We start from the raw sequence: 16977 nt of genomic DNA, 5'->3' as shown, positions 1-16977 counted from the left end.
AGCCCAGACTTGGACCTGACGGTCCAAGGCGGCCAGTCACCCGCCAGCTACATGGAGAGCGCGGCTGACTGGCCGCCGCTCATCACCCGCGTCCCGCGTAAACCCAAAGTGAACCGCCCCGGGTTTACCGGAGAGTTTCTGGTTCAATAGTTAGGCTGCTTTTTCGTCAGCGTTCAAGCTTGCGTAGAATGCCTCCTCTGCTTCTTGTGGCGTGATGTAACCGACGGCGCTGTGAAGGCGGGTGTTGTTATACCAGTCGACCCATTTCAGAGTTTCCCATTCGACCTGACCGACCGACTTCCAGGGGCCGAGGAACTTGATGACCTCGGTCTTGAACAGGCCGATGATGCTTTCGGCGAGGGCATTATCATAGGAATCGCCGACGCTTCCGACCGAGGTATCGATGCCGGCCTCTGCGAGCCGCTCGGTGTATCGGATCGACAGGTATTGGCTGCCACGATCACTGTGATGGATCAATTTGTCAGCCTCAGACGGCGCCCTCTGGCAGATGGCCTGGTTCAGGGCATCCAAGACGAAACCAGTCGTCATCGAGGTCGAGACCCGCCAGCCAACGATCTTGCGGGCGAAGACGTCGATGATGAAAGCCACGTAGACCATTCCTTGCCAGCTGGAAACATAGGTGAAGTCGCTGACCCAAAGCTGGTTTGGCATGTCCGCCACGAAGGCTCGGTTTACCTTATCGTGCGGGCAAGGTTGTGCCGTATCGGGGTTGGTGGTGATCACCTTCTTGCCCCGCACAACGCCTTGTAATCCCATGACCTGCATCAACCTCTCCACCGTGCAGCGGGCGATATCATGGCCACTGCGGCGTAGCTGGTGCCAGACCTTGCGCGCGCCATATCGGCCCCGGCTGCCCTCGAAGGCCTGCTTGATCGCAGCCATGTCCAGCTGATCCTGCCTGGCCCGGTCCGATGCCAGATCCGGATCACGCTCCACGGCCTTGAAGGCGTAATAAGTCGATGGTGCGATCCCCAGAACCCGGCAGATCGGCCCGACACCATGGACACAACGGTGATCATCAATGAACGCGATCATTTGCGGAATGGGCGGTCGAGCTCCGCCGCTGCGAAATATGCGCTGGCCTTCTTCAGGATCTCGTTGGCCTGGCGCAGTTCACGGACCTCACGCTCAAGTTCCTTGATCCGATCCTTCTCGGCACTTGTCAGACCGGCCCGCTGCCCGGCATCGCGTTCGGCCTGCTGACACCAGACCCGCAGACTGTCCGGCGAACAGCCAAGCTTCGGCGCGATGGCCTTATAGGCGGCCGTATCGCTGGAATAATCGGTACGGTTCTCTCGAAACATCCGAACGGCGTTGTTGCATTACCCCGGCCTGAGGCGTGACGTCCCCTTACCCCGCTGACGTTATGCCACGCGGACGATCTCGGCGGTGCCGAGGGCGTTGAAGCGGTTCATGAGGGCGATGCGGATGTGGATTTCGGCGGTCTGTCGGTCGGGGTCTCTTGCCATGATACGCTCGCCGAAGGATTTCAGGCAGCGCATCTTCGCCTCGATCCGGTTGCGGGCGTGGTATCCGGTCCAGCGTTTCCAGAACGCCCGCCCGTAGTATCGCGTCGCGCGCAGGGTGTCGTTGCGGGCGCGTGCAGCCGGGCAGTCTTCTTTCCAGAGACGTCCGTTCTTTCGGATCGGGATGATCGGAACGGCGTCGCGTTCGATGATGGCCTTGTGGCAGCGGCGTGTGTCGTAGGCGCCGTCGGCGGTGACCGTGCCTATCTGCTCACCTGCCGGGATCTGGCCGAGCAGGTCGGGCAGCACGGGGCTGTCGCCGTCGCGGCTGGGGGTGAACTCGACTGCCCGGATGTCCGAGGTGGTGGTGTCCATGGCCAGATGGACTTTGCGCCATTGGCGTCGGCCTTGCACCCCGTGCTTGCGGGCCTGCCATTCGCCATCGCCGAGGAACTTGATCCCGGTGCTGTCGACCAGCAGGTTCAGCGGGCCGTCCGCACGGCGATACGGGACCTGGACGGCCAAGGTCTTTTGCCTGCGGCACAGCGTGGAAAAGTCCGGCACGGGCCAGTCCAGGCCGGCCAGTCGCAGCAGGCTGGCCACCATTCCGGCGGTCTGGCGCAACGGCAACTTGAACAGGACTTTGATCGATAAGCAGAACTGTATGGCCGCATCGGAAAACACCGCCGGACGTCCGGGTCGACTGTCACGCGGCGCGCGCCAGGTCATGTCCTTGTCGACCCAGATGAGCAGAGACCCCCGCTTCCTGAGTGACGCGTTGTAGCTGGACCAGTTCGTCGTGCGATAGCGGGCGGGAGATGGCTTGCTCATGCACCGCGTCTAACGCCATGGATTCGCGAAGTGAATCCTTCGTCGTCAGACTTTTGCAACAATGCCATCTTGCGCAGCACTTCACCAACGCGGTTCGCACGGATCGGCGTTCGCTTCACGCCTTGCAGCTTGCGGGCCCGATTGTTCGGTTTGGCCTTGTGCGGCCGCGCTCTCCCTTCGGCGATCTTGGTCAAAAGCCGATCGACGTCGGATTTGGTGATCTCCGTCACCAGCTTCTTTCCCCAATGCGGGGCCACCAGTTTTTCCAGCATCGATTTATGATCTGCCGCACTTGTCGGGGCAAGCCGAACAGCATGCTCTTTGAGGTATCGATCAATCAGATCCTGCACGCGTGGGACAGACCGCTGCAGGTCACGTTCGGCCAATGGGTCCTGCCCGAGATCAACCGCACGCCGTAGCTCTCGCGCCCGATCCCGTGCTGCCGTGACAGACCATGCTGGCCAACGCGCGAAGGTCATGCGGCGCTGACGCCCGGAAACCCGGTAGTCGAAGGTGAATGCCCTGCCCCCACCCCGATAGACACAGACCGCAAACCCTCGGATGTCATCATCGAAGATCTGATAGTCCCGTCCCGCGACCGGCAACGCCTCCCGCAGCACTTTCTCTGTCAAATGCACTCTGTTGGCCATCGGCACCCTCCTTTCCCGTCATCACGCGTAGAAACGCGGCGCCATCAAGTTAATCATGCGCAACGAACCGGCAGGGTGGCACTGACCGGCAGTGACCGGCAGTGACTTTTCATACCGTGCCGGTCTGCGTGCCACCCCATATTTTATTGCGGTTTTGGCAAAATGCCGGTTGCCGCCTGCAAACGGGGAGGACGTCCTGCACCTCCAAAACTGGGCCGAAACCGCGGAAACAGGAGATTTCTCAATAAAATCAATGACCGGCACAGGTTTTGATTTTCACTGCCGGTCAGTGCCACCCTTGCCACCCCTGAATGTTGCTCAAATTGGCTCAAATCCCGCGAATGTGGCTGAATCCGCCGCTACAGCGGTCGCGCAGCGCGTTTTGATCACCAGCAGTCGATGCCAAGATTATTTACAACCGCTGTAAATTTTGCCGCAGCGCAGCGTGAACTCCGCAATCGTCAATAAAACAGGGGGTGGCACGCATACCGGCAAACTTTGCAAAGTCACTGCCGGTCACTGCCGGTCAGTGCCACCCTGCCACCCCTCCTGGTGTGTTTTGGATGAGAGACCACATTCGCCGACACCCGGCGATCATCGGGAGAACATGACATGACACAGATGTGCACCGACGCCGGTCGGTCATCGAATTCAGAGGGCCCCACGCTTCTGAGCGGCTGGATCAGCCGGCCTGCCCTTGCCCTGGAACTTGGCGTATGTGAGGAAACGCTCCGGCGCTGGGCGGATGCGCGCCGAGGGCCGCCATACATCCGAGCCGGACGCAAGATCCTCTACCGACGCAGTGCCGTTCTCGACTGGCTGGAGGAGCAAGAGACGATCGGCCAGCGTCGTGGACGCCGGGGGGCACGTCGATGAATATTCCCCTGCCCTTCCGTGCGCAAAGCCGCCGCCGGCGCGGCGCGCGCGATGATAGCCGCCAGGACTGGATCGACGAGCGCCTGCGCGAGGCCCGCATCGTGGTGGCCGATGTGGTGCACCATTCCGACCACATGGTGCGGCTGGCCTGCAATGTGCTGGTCCAGCATGGCCAGACGCCCGAGGAGCGCGAGGATGCCCGCATCCTGCTGGTCGTTCTGGGTGGTAAAGCCCATGGCCGCGGCCGCCCCGCCTCGGCCGATCCGGAGGACCGGCGATGAAGACGCGCGGAACACCGGAGGCGGACCTGCAGCGCGCTGTGGTCAGCGCTTTGCGGGTCGTCCTGCCCAAAGGGGCGATCGTGCATCACAGCGCCAACGAGGTTGCGCAGGCCGGGCCTCGGGGCGCCAAGCGCCAGGCCATCCTGACCGGCATGGGGGTGCATCCCGGCTTTGCCGATCTGGTGGTGCTGTGTGATAGCCGTGTGCTGTTTCTCGAGCTCAAATCCCGCAAGGGGCAGCTCAGCCCGGCGCAGCGGGCGTTTCGCGACGCGGTGCAGGCGCAGGGGTTTGGCTGGGCACTGGTGCGCGCCTTGGATGACGCGCTGGGCGCACTGGCGGATCACGGGCTCACCACACGGGTGGTCGGCGCTGTCGGCAGCCCGGTGCTGGGCGTCTCCGGGTCTCGACCTTGTTCCAGGAGGGCGTCGTCATGAGCCACGCCGCCACCAATTGGGCGATCCAGCAACGCGGGCTGAAGCCCACAACAAAGATTGTCCTCTGGCATCTGTGCGATCGCTACAATCCCGACTTCGGGTGTTTCCCAACGCAGGAGCGCCTGGCTCTGGATTGCGAGATCGGCCGCGCCACGCTGAACCGGCATCTCGACGATCTGGAGGCGCGTGGTCTGATCCGCCGGGTGCCGATCATCGACACGAAAACCGGCCAGCAGCGCCCAACCCGGTATTTGCTCGGCTTCGAGTTCACTGGTCTGACCAAGGGCACGCCGGATCCGGATGGCGGGTCCGAAACCCCGTCACATCCACCTGCAGCGCCGCTAGAAACCCCGTGTCTCGATTTGGGACACGGGGGTACAGGCGACACCGCCATGCAGGGCATGGGTGCGCAGCCCCCCACCCCGGCTCCGCCGTGTCTCGAACCGGGACACGGGCCCGTGTCTCATTTTGGCGCAAACCCGTGTCTCAAAAATGGCGATTCCCGTGTCTCAAAATGGGACACTAACCCTGTAAGGGAACCTTTAAGTAAACCAGTAAAGGAGGAGGAGGGCGCGCAGGCGCGCGCGAGCCTCGACGAAGATTTTTTTGGAGCGCTGCTCACGGCGCTGGGCTTCGATCCCAGCGGCGCCCTGCCCGGCTGGTGGCAAGGCTGGCCACCTCGGGAACACGTCCGGCGCTGGCAGATCGATCTTGGTCTGACCGAGGCGGAGATCGTTGCGGCGGCAGCGGCCTCTCGGGACACCCACCCTGCCCCGCCGGATGGGCCCAAGGCGCTGGACCGCGTCATGCAGCGTGCAGCCCAGCGCAAGGCGGAAGCAGCAGGCGCACCGCGTCGCGTCTCGGCGAAGGCCGCCAACCCGCCCAGCGCCGATCCACCAGCCTTCTACGCCGATTGGGTCAACTCGGACCGCTACCTGCCCTCCAACGCCATCACCAACGCCATGCGCGATCAGATGCTGAACCGCGGCCTCGTCACCGCCCAGCGCCTGCGCGAAAGGAACATCCAGTGAAACACGATCAAAGCCTGCACGGCCGCTCCGGCACAGGCGCCCGCGCCAAGCGTAGCTTGAGTATTCAGCAGGCCCTTGAATGGGCCTTCCGGGTTGAGCAAGCCCAGCTCGACCTGCCCGAGCCTGAGACCGATGATGGGGAACCCCGCAGCTTCGGATTGGAACACGTGCTGGCGCAGCGCGCCGTCCTTGGCACCGCTGTCGACGGCGGGCGCTACAAGTTGGGCAGCTACACCCATCCCGACGCCGAGGTCATCGCTGCGATTGTCGCCGGGCTCCCCGACAGTCACGGCGGCAAGCGCATGGCCATTCGTGTGGCAGAGCTCGCCCGCGCTGGGATGACGCCAGACTGGATGCCGGGCGTTGTGCCACGCTGCCTGCCCGTGGATGTCCTTGAAAACCAGCATGGACCAAAAGCTATCACAGTCGTCGTTGGCACCGAGCGTGTCTGGTCCCGCGGAAAATGGCGAACCATTGAGGTCCTAGCCTGCCCCGTCATGTGGCGGCCCTATCCAGAGCAGATCAACGCCGCGCGACGCGCGTATCACGACTGGTGGCAGGCGCTGGAGTACTTGCGTGACGGACTGCAGGCCGTGGGGTTGCTGCGAGAGGTTGAGGTTACAGGCGTGATGCCGAAATGTCGGCCATGGGTGCAGCGAGTGCGGTAAACGAGATTTGTTGCTGGCGGGTGTGCCGTTTCTACAACAGCTTTCAAGGCTCTCGTGTGGCTTTGTTCGGTAAACCTATATAACTACGTCATGTTAAAGACGAGGCAAAAGGGTCCACGGGATGCATGAAGACTTCTCTCGCAAACTTAAGCTCTGGCGCGTGCAGAACGGGCTTAATCAGCAAGCCTTGGCAACCAAACTTGGGGTGTCGCAGGTGACCATTTCGAGATGGGAGCGCGAGATAGATGCTCCGACGCCTCGTCACATGCGCAAGATAACTGGGCTTCTTGACAAATGGTCTCTTCAACATGATCTCGAAATCGAACGTATTGGCATCTCAAATCTGACTACGCCGCGCGCTATTTTTGATGCTGACGGACTGAAACTTTTGGCATGGTCTGGCGGATTTGCCCAACTGTGGCCGAAGAACCATCAAGGAAAAACACTTGACTATATTGAAGGCCGTTACTTGCTGGATGATTTGGTCAATGAAGTCGCTCAAATCGTCCAAAACGATGAGAATGCAAGAAATATAGGAAAAGGTAATATTGTGGCAATGTCCTGTGTCACAACTAAGTCGACTATGTTCGAGGATGACCATGCATTTTCCTATCGGATGCACGGCACGGTCAGGATGCTGGGTAGCAAGCGCATCATTGATGTAATTTATGCGCCTGCCAACCCGGAAGACAGTCCTAAGGTCGAGCCGATCCTGTTTCGCCCATAGTTAGACTGTGTTCAGGTTAAGAAGCGACGCCACCTTTGGAAACGTCCCAAACGATGTTGACAAGCGTCGCGGGTGACACTGCGGAGTGCATACTCGGCGAGCGCTTCGACGCTTGAGTATCTGAAACCGCATGGAGCAGGCCTGATACACAAAGTTCAGGACACTCCCCAGCTCTCGGTTCTCTTTGCTCTAAGAGATGGCAAAGCCGCCATAATCAGTTAGCGATCCGAAGGTGAAATCGCCAGCCGTGATCGTGCCTGTTACCCCAGTGATGTTGACGATCGCATCGGTTGCAGCGCTGAATCCTGCAGAGTCATCGTTGATGATCATGTAGGTGCCTGGCGCATTGCTGTCGAAGTCATCCCCGTTCGTGCCATCGGCCAGAACCGAGAAGATCGCAACATGTGCAACACTGCCTGTGGAGGCGGTACCGGGAAACTGGGTTTCCAGCTGGGCCAGCGCGTCATTCAATGTCGCATAGTCATCAAGAACCAACGTTCCCACGTTTGTCACATTGGCGACGGTCGAGCTCGAGAAGGTGAGGGTAGAACCTCCACCGTCATCAAACGCACCAGCCCCAGTGCCGATCTGGAACTTGTCCGTTCCCGCAACGAAGTCCGTGACCGACAACATCGAAGCCGCATCGGCAGAGAAACCACCACTGCCAGAAGTGATGGCGTCAACTGCGTCGAGGCCTTGAGTGACCACCACAATTGAAGCAGCGTTAGGAACAAGTTTGCTTGCTGCTGTGCCAGTGAAGTCCGTAAAATCGACAGTTAGATCACCGGCAGTCTTTGCAGTGAACGTAAGCTCAGCACCATTTCTAGTGACTGTGAAGTTTGTCGTTCCTCCTGCTGGGAGGGCGTTTACATAGTCACCTGCTGCTGTTGATGCAGAAGGAACGCTTGAAAATGTCATCGTAAAATCATCGAAGATCAACGTTTCGCCAAAGTCTGGCTTAACAGCAAACGTGACAGTGAACACCCCCGCAGTACCAGGTTGAGCCGCCGAAGCTGCAGCACCTTCGCCAGCGTCGGTTTCTGCTGCCGATGCGATGAAAAACGTGTCTGTGCCGGCACCACCGGTCAGCACATCTATGCCTTCGCCACCGTCAAGAACGTCATTGCCCGACGTCCCCGTCACGGTTTCGTTGCCTGCGCCACCCTGGAATTCGAGCAAAACATTGGTCAGCGTCATTGCAGAGAAGTCGATCGTCTGAGCGTCAGCTGCACCGCCGACCTTCAGCATTTCGACCGCACCATCGTCAACGCCGGTAATGGTCATAAGATCACCACCATTGGCCGCAACGTCATCATGCAGAATGGTCAGATCGGCACTCGATGCAAGTTCAGCAGTCTCGACAGTGGTGACCGCTCCAGCCGCAACCAATGCGTCTGCTGCGAAACGCACGATGTCCGCTCCGGCACCACCGTCGATAGACCCGCCAGCACCGACTGCAACGTCAGCAGCATCGGCGACAAGAATGTCAGCTCCGGCACCGCCGTTCAAGTTATCGGAACCTGCGCCACCATCGATGGTGTCATTTCCGGTCCCACCAGTAATGACGTCATCTCCAGCACCACCTGCCGCACTCATGCTACCAGCACCCAGCACGATAAAGTCGGCCAGAGCAGAACCAATGACACCTTCGATACCTGCTACGGTGTCTACAACGGACAGATCGTCATCTTCGTCAGCTGCGGCCGTGACAATGTACTCGACTGAACCTGCAGCAAGGTCACCAACCCCTACGGTACCGAGAACAGTTGTGCCGCCCATGGCTGCATTGACATCTGCTTCGGTGATTGCCGCCCCAGACAGGTTGATTGCCATACCTGTTGTCGCCAACGTACCGTGAGATCCGGCAAGTGTCACATCGGAATACGAAATAGTGTCAAAGCCGGACTGGCCATTGATCGTATCTGCACCGGCGCCACTGATGATCAGGTCGTCTCCCAGACCAGCGTTGATGACATCATTGCCCGCACCGGAGATGATAGTTTCAGCACCACCGTCACCCGTGATCGTGAAGTCATCGGTCTGGCCTGTGAGCGTCAACGATCCATTATTGCCGACCTTGAAGTTCTCAATGCTCACTAGAAGAGCATCATTCCTATTCATAACAACAGCCTGACCGTGACCAATCTCCAGCACGTCCACACCGGTGCCGCCATCGATTGTATCGTTTGTACCAACCGCTGAGACCCACAATCGCGCCTGTGACATGGGGGTGCCGCCATCGATTGTATCGTTCGTACCAACCACAGAAGAGGTGTATCTTATGATGTCATCGCCAGCACCTGCGATGACCTTGTCAGCGCCATCACCAAGAATGATGGTGTCAGCACCCCCGCCAGCGTTGATGGAGTCCTGACCTTCACCACCTGTGATGGTGTCAGCACCGCCGCCGCCTGTGATTGCGTCGTCACCAGCCGCACCGTTCATGTTCGCGCCGGTTGCACCGGAGATCATGATGTCCGCCTGGTCGGTCCCCACAAAGCGCTCGACACCCGTGAAGGTTGTAACCATGCCGGAGCCGATATTGCCAGTGTCATTGGAGCGTGCATAGGCTGTCATTGCGCCAACAAGATCGCTCGATCCAGCAGTCGCGCCAGTTGCGCCGTTCAGGAACGCATCGCTTGTTCCGATGTTGATGATGATGCCGTTTGCTTCTGCAGCATCCGCAATATCGAAGTTCAGAACGTCCGTACCGTCGCCCAGATCGACACTGTTGGTTCCAACATTGCCATTTGCGCCAGCGCCGAGGTTGACAGTGTCGCCGCCGGCACCGCCAGTCACGGTGTCGTTCATGCTGGACCGCAGAGTGACAGTGTTGGATCCGTCGCCCAGTGTGACCACGGTGCCCGAACCACTTGCCGCCGCGTTGCTGACGGACAGGTTGACCGAGCCGGTGTTGGTAGAGTTGATCGCCTTCGTGTAGCCTGCAGTGCCGGAGCCCAGCAGAACGGTGTTAAAGGTTGCTGTGACATCACCACCACCCGACAGGGTGACCTTGTCGATGCTTCCGGCATCGTTGGTCAGAACGAGACCAGAGATGTCCCCATCTGCAGCGGCCAGCGTGACGTCGGTCACACCACCAACGTTGTTTGCAGCAACGGCACCCAGGACCACGTCCTCGGTTGCGGTCACATTGATCGAGGACAGACCGGTCGACGCAGCGGTGCCACCGATGGCGCCGACTGTGACTTCACCACCTGTAGAAGCGATGTTCAGGTTTGTGAGCGATTCTGCTTCTTCAATCGTTCCAACGGTCACGGCTGCGCCGGTTGCGTTGAGGCTCAGCGTTTCCAGACGCGAGGAAGACGCCACGTTGCCAAGGACAACGTTATCCGTTGCGTTTGTCGCAACACCAGCGTTGTTGATGGTCAACGATTTGACAACGTCAGACACAACGCCGTCGTTCAGCGACGTGTCGTCCAGCGTCACTGTCGGAGCAGAGCTACCAGCAACGATGACACCGTTTGCAACTGCAGCGCCGAGACCGTTCTGCACGTTCAGCGTGACGTCGGAGACGTTTGTGAAGCTGATCGCATCATCAGCTGCATCATGCTGAGTTTCCAGGTCCACCACGATAGCTACATCGGTCGCCGCGTCGCGGTACCCGATGGAGATGTCACCGCTTGTCGAGAGATCAGATGTACGGACCGACGAGCCATTGATCAGGTTCGACAGCGTGATGCTGGTCGAGCCACCTGCGATGTTGAACTCCGGCGTGGCGGTCGATTTGGCCATGTCGATGTTGGTGTCCGCAGCGTCAAGCGTCCGGATGGTTTCAATGGCGATCAGTTCCGCCTGAGCACCACCGGTGGAATTCATCATGTGGAAGTTGTCTGTGGTGCCCGCACCCATGCTGATCGCAGAGCTGTCGGTCAGTGCGCTTTCCAGTGTGATCAGGTCGTTGCCCGCACCGGTCAGGATTGTCAGAGCGCCATCAGAGTGAATGTCAGCCGTCGACACATAGCGCGCGTCAATTGCAGAGATTGTGCTTGCGAAGGCGCTGGAGTTTTCAAACGCCGCATCGCCTTCGACGATCAGGTTCTTGATGTTCGCACCGACAATGTCGGTAATCACGTTTTCGTCTGTACCATTCGAAATGATACGCGCTGTTTCAACAGTTGTTGTCGGCGTCAGAGTGAATGTGCCACCTGCTACGCCATTGGACAACTCGACACTGATTTCGTCTGCAAGACCGCTGGTTGCGAGGTCGTTGATGCTGACGGTCATGTTCGTGCCAACGGTTCCGCTGAACTCGTAGGACGGATCGGTTGTCTGAACATCAACAAGCGTGACATCACCTTCACCAACAACTTGGTAGGTCTTGATGCCATCCCAGTTGGTCACATCAATCGTCCGGTTACCAGACAATGCGTTGAGAACAATGGTTTCAACATTCGTAACAGTCACGTTAGACGCAATGTCTTCGACCAGTTCGACATTCAGCACATCAGCGTCGGTGGTCGACGGGTCGATGATGGTGTCGCCGATGCTGAGCTCGAGGATAACGCCGGTCACGGTGTCGCTGCCACGGGTCAGTTCAACGATGTCTGCCTGCGGCGTGAGATCGACGGTCACACCCGGGAAAAGCCCGTCAAATGCGGTGACGATCACGGCCTTGGCAGCATCTACCGTGGAGGATGTCGAGGTCACGTCATTGATGATTGCCTTGGCGCTGTCCTGCGCAATCTCACTGTCACCGTAGGAATTGGGCTCTGTCAAACCAACTTCGATGGCGGCATCCGTCCAAGCGTTTGCGACCTCGATCTTGTTCAGCAGGGTTGTGATGTCCTGACCTTCGATGGTGTTCTGCGCGCCCTGGATGATCTCGAGGATGATTTCACCAACCGAGAACGCGTTTGTGCCAGCGATCGACCCCTGAAGAACCGAGCTCCAGAAATTCAGACCAGCCGCATCGGGCGTACGGTTGAACAGGTTCAGATACAGCTCGGAAATGAACGCGTTTGCAGCACCAGCCGACGGCTCGACGAAGAACGGATGCACGGCATATGTTTCTTCCTGGGCCGCAAAGTACGTTGCGATATCCACAAGAGGCACGACCGGGTTTGCGACTGCGCCCTCCCAAAAGTCCATACCATACGGATCCGGTGCGCGATCATAGTAACCGATGTAGATTGCCGCAGCCTGCTGTTGTGCAGTCAATGCACTTAGATTGAACGCCATAAGTGTTTCCTATCAAAGCCTTATATTCCGCATGGCATTCTCATTTTGAGAAATCGGAAACAAGTGAAACGCTATTGCGTTATTCAAAAAAGTTAATAACGTTTAATAACGTTTAAACTTTTTTTGAAAACTCAGTCGTCTGATTTCCGAAAAATCTTTATATGTTGATTGGGGAATTTCAGAACGGCGAAAACTATTTCGTCCGAGTTGTTCCAATCTGTCTTTTTCGAAAATGTAATGAGGATTCGGATTTAATCCTGATGCGACTTGAACAACGTAAGGCAGGGCATCACCACCCCATGACAACATGGCTTGGGCGGTGTCATAAAATCGTGTTGGCTCGTTCTTTTGTCTCCCCTGCCAGAGAGGTATGCAAAGGCTTCCAAGGCCTGAGTATACCACGATGCCCGGCTTCGACTCGATTGAATTAGGCCTCCTGTTTGCGTCTGAGCCCGCAGGTGCTGCGGCAGGCCAAGGGCCTTGTTGCAGATGTGCGCACGCGTGCTGAGGCCGTTCTTGAGATCGATACTCGGGCCCATGCCGGAAGCGCGCCGGCGGCCTATCCGCGCTGCGGAACCAACGCGCGCGTCCGGTGGAGTCGGAGCAGAACGGGAACACAGCGATGGACCTGCTCGGGGTGCGGCGCGACGTGGTGAGGCCGCAGCGGTGCTTCGTTGACGCGGGTCCATCATGGTGGTCGCACTGGCACGAGCCAAGATCAAGGCATCACAGCCAATGTAATGCCCCCCGCGCGGCCGAGCCACTGGAGGCGTCGCGTGACAGCCGACGAAGCCGACCAAGCCGACCAACGCAAAAGCCGAAACGGTGGGCAAGAGTGGCTCTGACGCCAGCGCGACCCTGCGAACCAGCCAACATTGCCGCGCCTGAAGTCGCGCACTTATGAGTGCAGGGGCGATTAGGCGACAGCGCCTCCCGGCGGCTGGTCAGCCTGGGAGAACAACGGATCGCGAAAGACGAACGCGTGGGCCAGGCGGCGATCTCCTGTGCGCTGCTGCCCCTGATGGCGCGCGATGCGGTGCTCTGCACGGACAAGTTGCCGCCTACGAGCGGGTCGCGAAGGACGAACGCATCCCGCATTGCGCATTCAATGCCGGGCAGCGGACGAAGCGCCCCCCTCGCAGCCAACATATAAAAACAGTAAACGCCCTAATCGATTGGTTCCGCGCCTGTATGCATCCCCTTCTGCGGCCCCGCCTCAGAACCTTGCCGCCTACGACCGCTGGCATGCCGCCCGGAACAACACGGACCGCTCCTACCTCGATGCGCTCAAGCTCATGCTCGCTTTAGTACCTCGTGCCTGCACGATTTGCTGACACGACCATGGCTTTCGTATGATCGGTTGCCCCTGATCTTTGCTTGATGATGAGCGACCGTTCCCCACATTTGGACACTGTAGGTCGCTCACTTTTGCATAAAAAAGTGACTCTGATTCACATTAAGGGTTTACAAGCTGCCCCCCTTGACGTACCCCTTGATCATCGAAGAACTGCGCCCGGATGAAAGTTCACCCGGGCGCTTTTCTTTTGGTTCCATGGCGTGCTGGGCACCACGTCAGTTCGCCTGCAAACGCGCCGCATTCTTTTCACCCCCTCTCCTACCTCGTCATCCCATGCCGCAGTCTCGCCGGTTGTCATTCCTTGAGGCGTTGACCAACGTCGTCGTTGGCTACGCGCTTGCCGTGCTGACACAGCCCATTGTGTTCCCATGGTTTGGCTTAACCGCGAGCCTGCAGGACAACCTGGCCATCGGCGCAGCCTTTGTCGGCGTCTCGCTGGTCCGCAGCTATGCGCTGCGCCGTGTGTTTGAACGCTGGCGATAATTGATACCGTCACGCAGGCGGTAACCTGTACACGGTCCCCCTGCCCGGTTCTTTCTGCGAGGTGATCGGCAGACCAAGACGTTTCTTCAGCGCGGACGAAATCACCCCGCGCGCTGTGTGCGGCAACCACGCCGTGGCCGCCACGATCTCTTTTATGGACGCGCCGTCGGGGCGTTGCAGCATCTCGATCACCTGAGCCTGCTTCGTGCCGGCGCGCTGGGCGGGAGTGTCACACGCGCTGGGCGCGACCTTCTGCGTGCGGGCTTTTCGTACGGCTGCGGTGACCTGCGCCACAACGGGCTCAATGCCGATGGCTTCAAGTCCGGACGCGGTGGCCACCAGGGTGGTGCCATGGCCATCGCCGGTTTCGCGCCAGAGCGGCTCGCCCTTGCGCAGGTCTGCATCGACCTCCTCAAGCCAGCCGCGGTCGGTCATCATTGTGACGACCTTCTTGGCGGCAGCGCCATGCAGACCGTCTGGCAGCGGCATGGCCAGATTGCCGGGGCGTGTCGCGGCGCGGCTGAGGATCAGGTTTTGGGTATCAGTGAGTTTCAGCATCTTGTCCTCCGGTGGTCAAGGACAACGCGTCGCGCGCTGCCTTCTACCGGATGGAGCCCGCAGTTGGGCGGGCCTGGCGCGATGCAGCATGACTGGTGTCGCTCTGGCGCCGATGACAATCAACTCGATAAAGGTGGCCCATGAACGTGATCCTGCGCGATCTCGACCAGACCCGTGTGCATTTCGAAGCGGCGATCCACCGGGTTGGCGAACAGGCTGCAACGCGTGCCTTTAACCGGGCTCTCAACTCCGAGGGCAACAAGGTCCGCACGCAAGTCCATCGCGCCCTGCGCAAACAGACCGGCGCAAAAGCCGCGCTGTTCAACCGCGAGACACGCACGATCCGGTCAACCTTTGCAAACCTGACCTACACGATCGAGGCGCGTGGGGATTACCTCGGTCTGTCGCATTTCAGCCCACGGCAGTTCGGCTACGGCGTCCGCGCCAAGCCCTGGGGTCGGTGGCAACGGTTCGAGAGCGCGTTCCTCGTCGGCTCCCTCGGCAACAACGCCTTTGTCCGTGAGGGCAAGGCCAGGTTTCCGATCAAGAAGATGTTCGGCCCATCCATCCCGAAGGAGATGGTCCAGGACGCAACACGCGCGGCATTCGAGGCCGCGCAGCCAAACGTACTGGCTGAAGCCACACGACAGATCGGATTGCTGGTAACGTCGAAAGTCTGATCAGCGTGAGCGCAATTTATATTTGGCGCCCAGGCAATGCCGTGGGCTCTGTCTCTTTTGTCAGTCAACGACGACCAAAGTTTTGACGAACCGCGCACCGACCGTGAAGGCCTTGAATTTTGAATACCTTTATGGGAGATTATTGGCCGAGGGAAAATGGGCCTATTGGGTCGTCGATTTTGGGACTGAGCACATGGTTGATGTCGTAATTGCGAGCTTCTTTGTAGGTTTAGGCTTGATCATCTGGGCTTTTGTTGCATTCGCAATAGAGCGTTTTGCAGGCCACGACTTGTATTACAATATTTTCGGAATGACTATCTTCGGCCTCCTTGGTTATCTCGCAAAAGCGTTAATATTGTTTTGATATCAAAATATACAAAACGCTGAATTAAGTTCACATGACGTTATTGCGATACAGCGTGACCTCTATATTTGCACCTCGACAAGACTTGCAGAGAAAAGGGCCGCCGCTGTAAACCAGACAACCTGTGATCCCTGATCCTGTTGTGGTGCGTATGATTGACCTGACTTGGTACAACAAAAGTGGTCGCGCCGCGAAGTTTTACAGCTTGGAAATTGTTCCTGGTCTTTTCGGAGATTGGTCGTTGGTCCACCATTGGGGCAACATTGATGAGCCAGGTGAAACCCGCACCGAATGGTTAAAAACAGAGACGCAAGCCAAGCAGGCACGTTTTGTCGCTCACATGGAGAAAGCCATGGCGGGCTACGAGTGAGAAGCGTTCCGGCAGGTGATTGCAGCGTTCGAAACTCTGCAATCGGGGCGCGTTGAAGCTGCATGCCAAAGTGGCGCGGCTGTCTAGCCTTCTGAACGATCACAATGACACAGGAGTTGCCCAAACCGCTTTCGAGTGACCGGGCCATATTGCATTACATGCGCGCTGGGCCGTAAGGTCATAAAATAACACCGGAAATCACAAAGGTGCCAGCGAATGAAACCCTATAGGTTCGGTGCGGTCATCTTTGTTTTCTTGGGGTTGGCGGGCTGTCAATCGTCTCTCGACTACGCTGCCAACGAGACTTCCAGATTTTGCACGATGAGCGCCCATCACGGCGAGCCAAAACAAGCGAGCTCTGTTGATGACATCCAGTTCTCCAATGTCCACCGAGCTACAGGCGGCCCGGTTTTTTCAGACTGCATTCTCGTCAAACTTACGACGCCAAGCTTGATCCAGATTATCGCCATTGATGGCTCGGACAGAGCACCTGGCCGGGCTTACGTTCTGGTCGATGGCGAGCCGGTCTCGAGTGCCGAGATCGGCGACGCGGAACTGGTTCAACTAATCGTTGATGCGCGCCCAGGACACAACGTCGTCCGTTTCGAAATTGATGGAAGGCCCATGGAATGGGACGTGTATGTCACCCAATCTGCCGGCAGCGATGCTGAAACGCGGACAGTTTCTCGAAATCCGCCTGAACCACTGCCAGAGCTGCCCTTTAGCCCAGTGCCAGAACCTGCACCGACGCCAGAACATGATCAAGGTCCGCAGAAAGAACCGGAGCTTATCCCAAGCCCGCAGCCAAGTCCTGTCCCCACGCCCAGCCGCGAGACCGACAGGGTTCTTGAAGTGATCACGATCGGCAATGGCGATCGTATCCTGATCAATCTGAATTCGGATCCCATGACCATACTTGAGATGACAACAACCGCGGATGGCGAGCGCGAAATGGTTCCGTCTACGCGATAATGCAATAGA

Annotated in this window: 18 protein-coding genes and 1 other annotated feature; of the genes, 13 read left to right on the top strand and 5 right to left on the bottom strand. The window is 58.5% G+C overall.

Annotated features, from left to right (window positions below; all coding sequences use genetic code 11):
- Positions 1 to 9: 9 nt before the first annotated feature.
- On the top strand, positions 10 to 150 hold the full coding sequence (locus tag ACK3EW_RS00190) for a hypothetical protein (RefSeq protein WP_493807996.1): 141 nt from the start codon (positions 10 to 12) through the stop codon (positions 148 to 150).
- On the opposite strand, the gene ACK3EW_RS00185 is transcribed toward ACK3EW_RS00190, so the two are convergent.
- The 3 genes from ACK3EW_RS00185 to ACK3EW_RS00175 all read right to left on the bottom strand — a co-directional run bounded on the left by ACK3EW_RS00185 (position 151) and on the right by ACK3EW_RS00175 (position 2968).
- Positions 151 to 1325, bottom strand: a protein-coding gene (locus tag ACK3EW_RS00185) for an IS3 family transposase (RefSeq protein WP_493807995.1) whose coding sequence is annotated in 2 segments (ribosomal slippage) — positions 151 to 1094 and positions 1094 to 1325 — 1176 coding nt in all. Because the reading frame shifts where the segments join, the coding sequence is not laid out codon by codon here.
- Positions 982 to 1098, bottom strand: a sequence feature (AL1L pseudoknot). It overlaps the preceding gene by 117 nt.
- Positions 1326 to 1385: 60 nt before the next feature.
- Positions 1386 to 2318 carry an IS5 family transposase gene (locus ACK3EW_RS00180; RefSeq protein ID WP_493806415.1) on the bottom strand — a complete coding sequence of 311 codons (933 nt, stop codon included), beginning with the start codon at positions 2316 to 2318 and terminating at the stop codon, positions 1386 to 1388.
- The gene (locus ACK3EW_RS00175) at positions 2315 to 2968 is read right to left on the bottom strand and encodes an integrase arm-type DNA-binding domain-containing protein (RefSeq protein WP_493807994.1); all 654 of its coding nucleotides are present in this window, start codon (positions 2966 to 2968) and stop codon (positions 2315 to 2317) included. Before ACK3EW_RS00175 ends, ACK3EW_RS00180 begins: the two co-directional genes overlap by 4 nt.
- A 612-nt stretch (positions 2969 to 3580) precedes the next feature.
- Here ACK3EW_RS00175 and ACK3EW_RS00170 point away from each other — a divergent pair.
- The 6 genes from ACK3EW_RS00170 to ACK3EW_RS00145 all read left to right on the top strand — a co-directional run bounded on the left by ACK3EW_RS00170 (position 3581) and on the right by ACK3EW_RS00145 (position 6985).
- Positions 3581 to 3844 (top strand): helix-turn-helix domain-containing protein, encoded by a 264-nt coding sequence (locus tag ACK3EW_RS00170; protein ID WP_493807766.1) that lies wholly within the window; start codon positions 3581 to 3583, stop codon positions 3842 to 3844.
- Positions 3841 to 4125 carry a hypothetical protein gene (locus tag ACK3EW_RS00165; RefSeq protein WP_493807765.1) on the top strand — a complete coding sequence of 95 codons (285 nt, stop codon included), beginning with the start codon at positions 3841 to 3843 and terminating at the stop codon, positions 4123 to 4125. Before ACK3EW_RS00170 ends, ACK3EW_RS00165 begins: the two co-directional genes overlap by 4 nt.
- Positions 4122 to 4559, top strand: coding sequence for a VRR-NUC domain-containing protein (locus ACK3EW_RS00160; protein WP_493807993.1), 438 nt, complete (start codon positions 4122 to 4124; stop codon positions 4557 to 4559). Before ACK3EW_RS00165 ends, ACK3EW_RS00160 begins: the two co-directional genes overlap by 4 nt.
- Positions 4556 to 5590: a helix-turn-helix domain-containing protein gene (locus tag ACK3EW_RS00155; RefSeq protein ID WP_493807992.1), complete on the top strand. Its 1035-nt coding sequence runs from the start codon at positions 4556 to 4558 to the stop codon at positions 5588 to 5590. Before ACK3EW_RS00160 ends, ACK3EW_RS00155 begins: the two co-directional genes overlap by 4 nt.
- Positions 5587 to 6258 (top strand): hypothetical protein, encoded by a 672-nt coding sequence (locus tag ACK3EW_RS00150; RefSeq protein ID WP_493807991.1) that lies wholly within the window; start codon positions 5587 to 5589, stop codon positions 6256 to 6258. Before ACK3EW_RS00155 ends, ACK3EW_RS00150 begins: the two co-directional genes overlap by 4 nt.
- Before the next feature lie 121 nt (positions 6259 to 6379).
- A complete protein-coding gene (locus ACK3EW_RS00145; protein ID WP_493807990.1) occupies positions 6380 to 6985 on the top strand; it encodes a helix-turn-helix transcriptional regulator in 606 nt (201 codons plus the stop codon).
- Between the two features lie 189 nt (positions 6986 to 7174).
- On the opposite strand, the gene ACK3EW_RS00140 is transcribed toward ACK3EW_RS00145, so the two are convergent.
- Positions 7175 to 12184 (bottom strand): bluetail domain-containing putative surface protein, encoded by a 5010-nt coding sequence (locus ACK3EW_RS00140; RefSeq protein WP_493807989.1) that lies wholly within the window; start codon positions 12182 to 12184, stop codon positions 7175 to 7177.
- Positions 12185 to 12642: 458 nt separating this feature from the next.
- Here ACK3EW_RS00140 and ACK3EW_RS00135 point away from each other — a divergent pair, with 458 nt between their 5' ends.
- Positions 12643 to 12840, top strand: a complete 198-nt coding sequence (locus ACK3EW_RS00135) for a transposase-like zinc-binding domain-containing protein (RefSeq protein WP_493809780.1) — start codon at positions 12643 to 12645, stop codon at positions 12838 to 12840.
- Positions 12841 to 13676: 836 nt separating this feature from the next.
- Positions 13677 to 14024, top strand: coding sequence for a DUF7220 family protein (locus ACK3EW_RS00130; RefSeq protein ID WP_493807988.1), 348 nt, complete (start codon positions 13677 to 13679; stop codon positions 14022 to 14024).
- 9 nt (positions 14025 to 14033) lie between these two features.
- On the opposite strand, the gene ACK3EW_RS00125 is transcribed toward ACK3EW_RS00130, so the two are convergent.
- Entirely contained in the window at positions 14034 to 14582 is a 549-nt protein-coding gene (locus tag ACK3EW_RS00125; RefSeq protein WP_493807987.1) for a DUF3489 domain-containing protein, read from the bottom strand.
- A gap of 140 nt (positions 14583 to 14722) precedes the next feature.
- Between ACK3EW_RS00125 and ACK3EW_RS00120 the strand changes: the two genes are divergently transcribed.
- The 4 genes from ACK3EW_RS00120 (at position 14723) to ACK3EW_RS00105 (ending at position 16968) form a co-directional block, all read left to right on the top strand.
- The gene (locus ACK3EW_RS00120; RefSeq protein WP_493807986.1) at positions 14723 to 15262 is read left to right on the top strand and encodes a hypothetical protein; all 540 of its coding nucleotides are present in this window, start codon (positions 14723 to 14725) and stop codon (positions 15260 to 15262) included.
- Positions 15263 to 15344: 82 nt separating this feature from the next.
- On the top strand, positions 15345 to 15626 hold the full coding sequence (locus tag ACK3EW_RS00115) for a hypothetical protein (RefSeq protein ID WP_493807985.1): 282 nt from the start codon (positions 15345 to 15347) through the stop codon (positions 15624 to 15626).
- 124 nt (positions 15627 to 15750) lie between these two features.
- Positions 15751 to 15996: a WGR domain-containing protein gene (locus ACK3EW_RS00110; protein ID WP_493807984.1), complete on the top strand. Its 246-nt coding sequence runs from the start codon at positions 15751 to 15753 to the stop codon at positions 15994 to 15996.
- Between the two features lie 216 nt (positions 15997 to 16212).
- Positions 16213 to 16968 (top strand): hypothetical protein, encoded by a 756-nt coding sequence (locus tag ACK3EW_RS00105; RefSeq protein WP_493807983.1) that lies wholly within the window; start codon positions 16213 to 16215, stop codon positions 16966 to 16968.
- Positions 16969 to 16977 lie beyond the last annotated feature (9 nt).

This window comes from Marivita sp. NO-S04 (assembly GCF_059070475.1).
The sequence above is the reverse complement of the archived record's forward strand: the minus strand, read 5'-3'. Positions and strand labels throughout refer to the sequence as shown.

Excerpts from the sequence above, each read along its gene's own strand:
- ACK3EW_RS00145 (WP_493807990.1), top strand. The coding sequence starts at position 6,380 with ATGCATGAAGACTTCTCTCGCAAACTTAAGCTCTGGCGCGTGCAGAAC.
- ACK3EW_RS00165 (WP_493807765.1), top strand. The coding sequence starts at position 3,841 with ATGAATATTCCCCTGCCCTTCCGTGCGCAAAGCCGCCGCCGGCGCGGC.
- ACK3EW_RS00105 (WP_493807983.1), top strand. The coding sequence starts at position 16,213 with ATGAAACCCTATAGGTTCGGTGCGGTCATCTTTGTTTTCTTGGGGTTG.
- ACK3EW_RS00155 (WP_493807992.1), top strand. The coding sequence starts at position 4,556 with ATGAGCCACGCCGCCACCAATTGGGCGATCCAGCAACGCGGGCTGAAG.
- ACK3EW_RS00175 (WP_493807994.1), bottom strand. The coding sequence starts at position 2,968 with ATGGCCAACAGAGTGCATTTGACAGAGAAAGTGCTGCGGGAGGCGTTG.
- ACK3EW_RS00140 (WP_493807989.1), bottom strand. The coding sequence starts at position 12,184 with ATGGCGTTCAATCTAAGTGCATTGACTGCACAACAGCAGGCTGCGGCA.
- ACK3EW_RS00120 (WP_493807986.1), top strand. The coding sequence starts at position 14,723 with ATGAACGTGATCCTGCGCGATCTCGACCAGACCCGTGTGCATTTCGAA.
- ACK3EW_RS00170 (WP_493807766.1), top strand. The coding sequence starts at position 3,581 with ATGACACAGATGTGCACCGACGCCGGTCGGTCATCGAATTCAGAGGGC.
- ACK3EW_RS00160 (WP_493807993.1), top strand. The coding sequence starts at position 4,122 with ATGAAGACGCGCGGAACACCGGAGGCGGACCTGCAGCGCGCTGTGGTC.
- ACK3EW_RS00125 (WP_493807987.1), bottom strand. The coding sequence starts at position 14,582 with ATGCTGAAACTCACTGATACCCAAAACCTGATCCTCAGCCGCGCCGCG.
- ACK3EW_RS00180 (WP_493806415.1), bottom strand. The coding sequence starts at position 2,318 with ATGAGCAAGCCATCTCCCGCCCGCTATCGCACGACGAACTGGTCCAGC.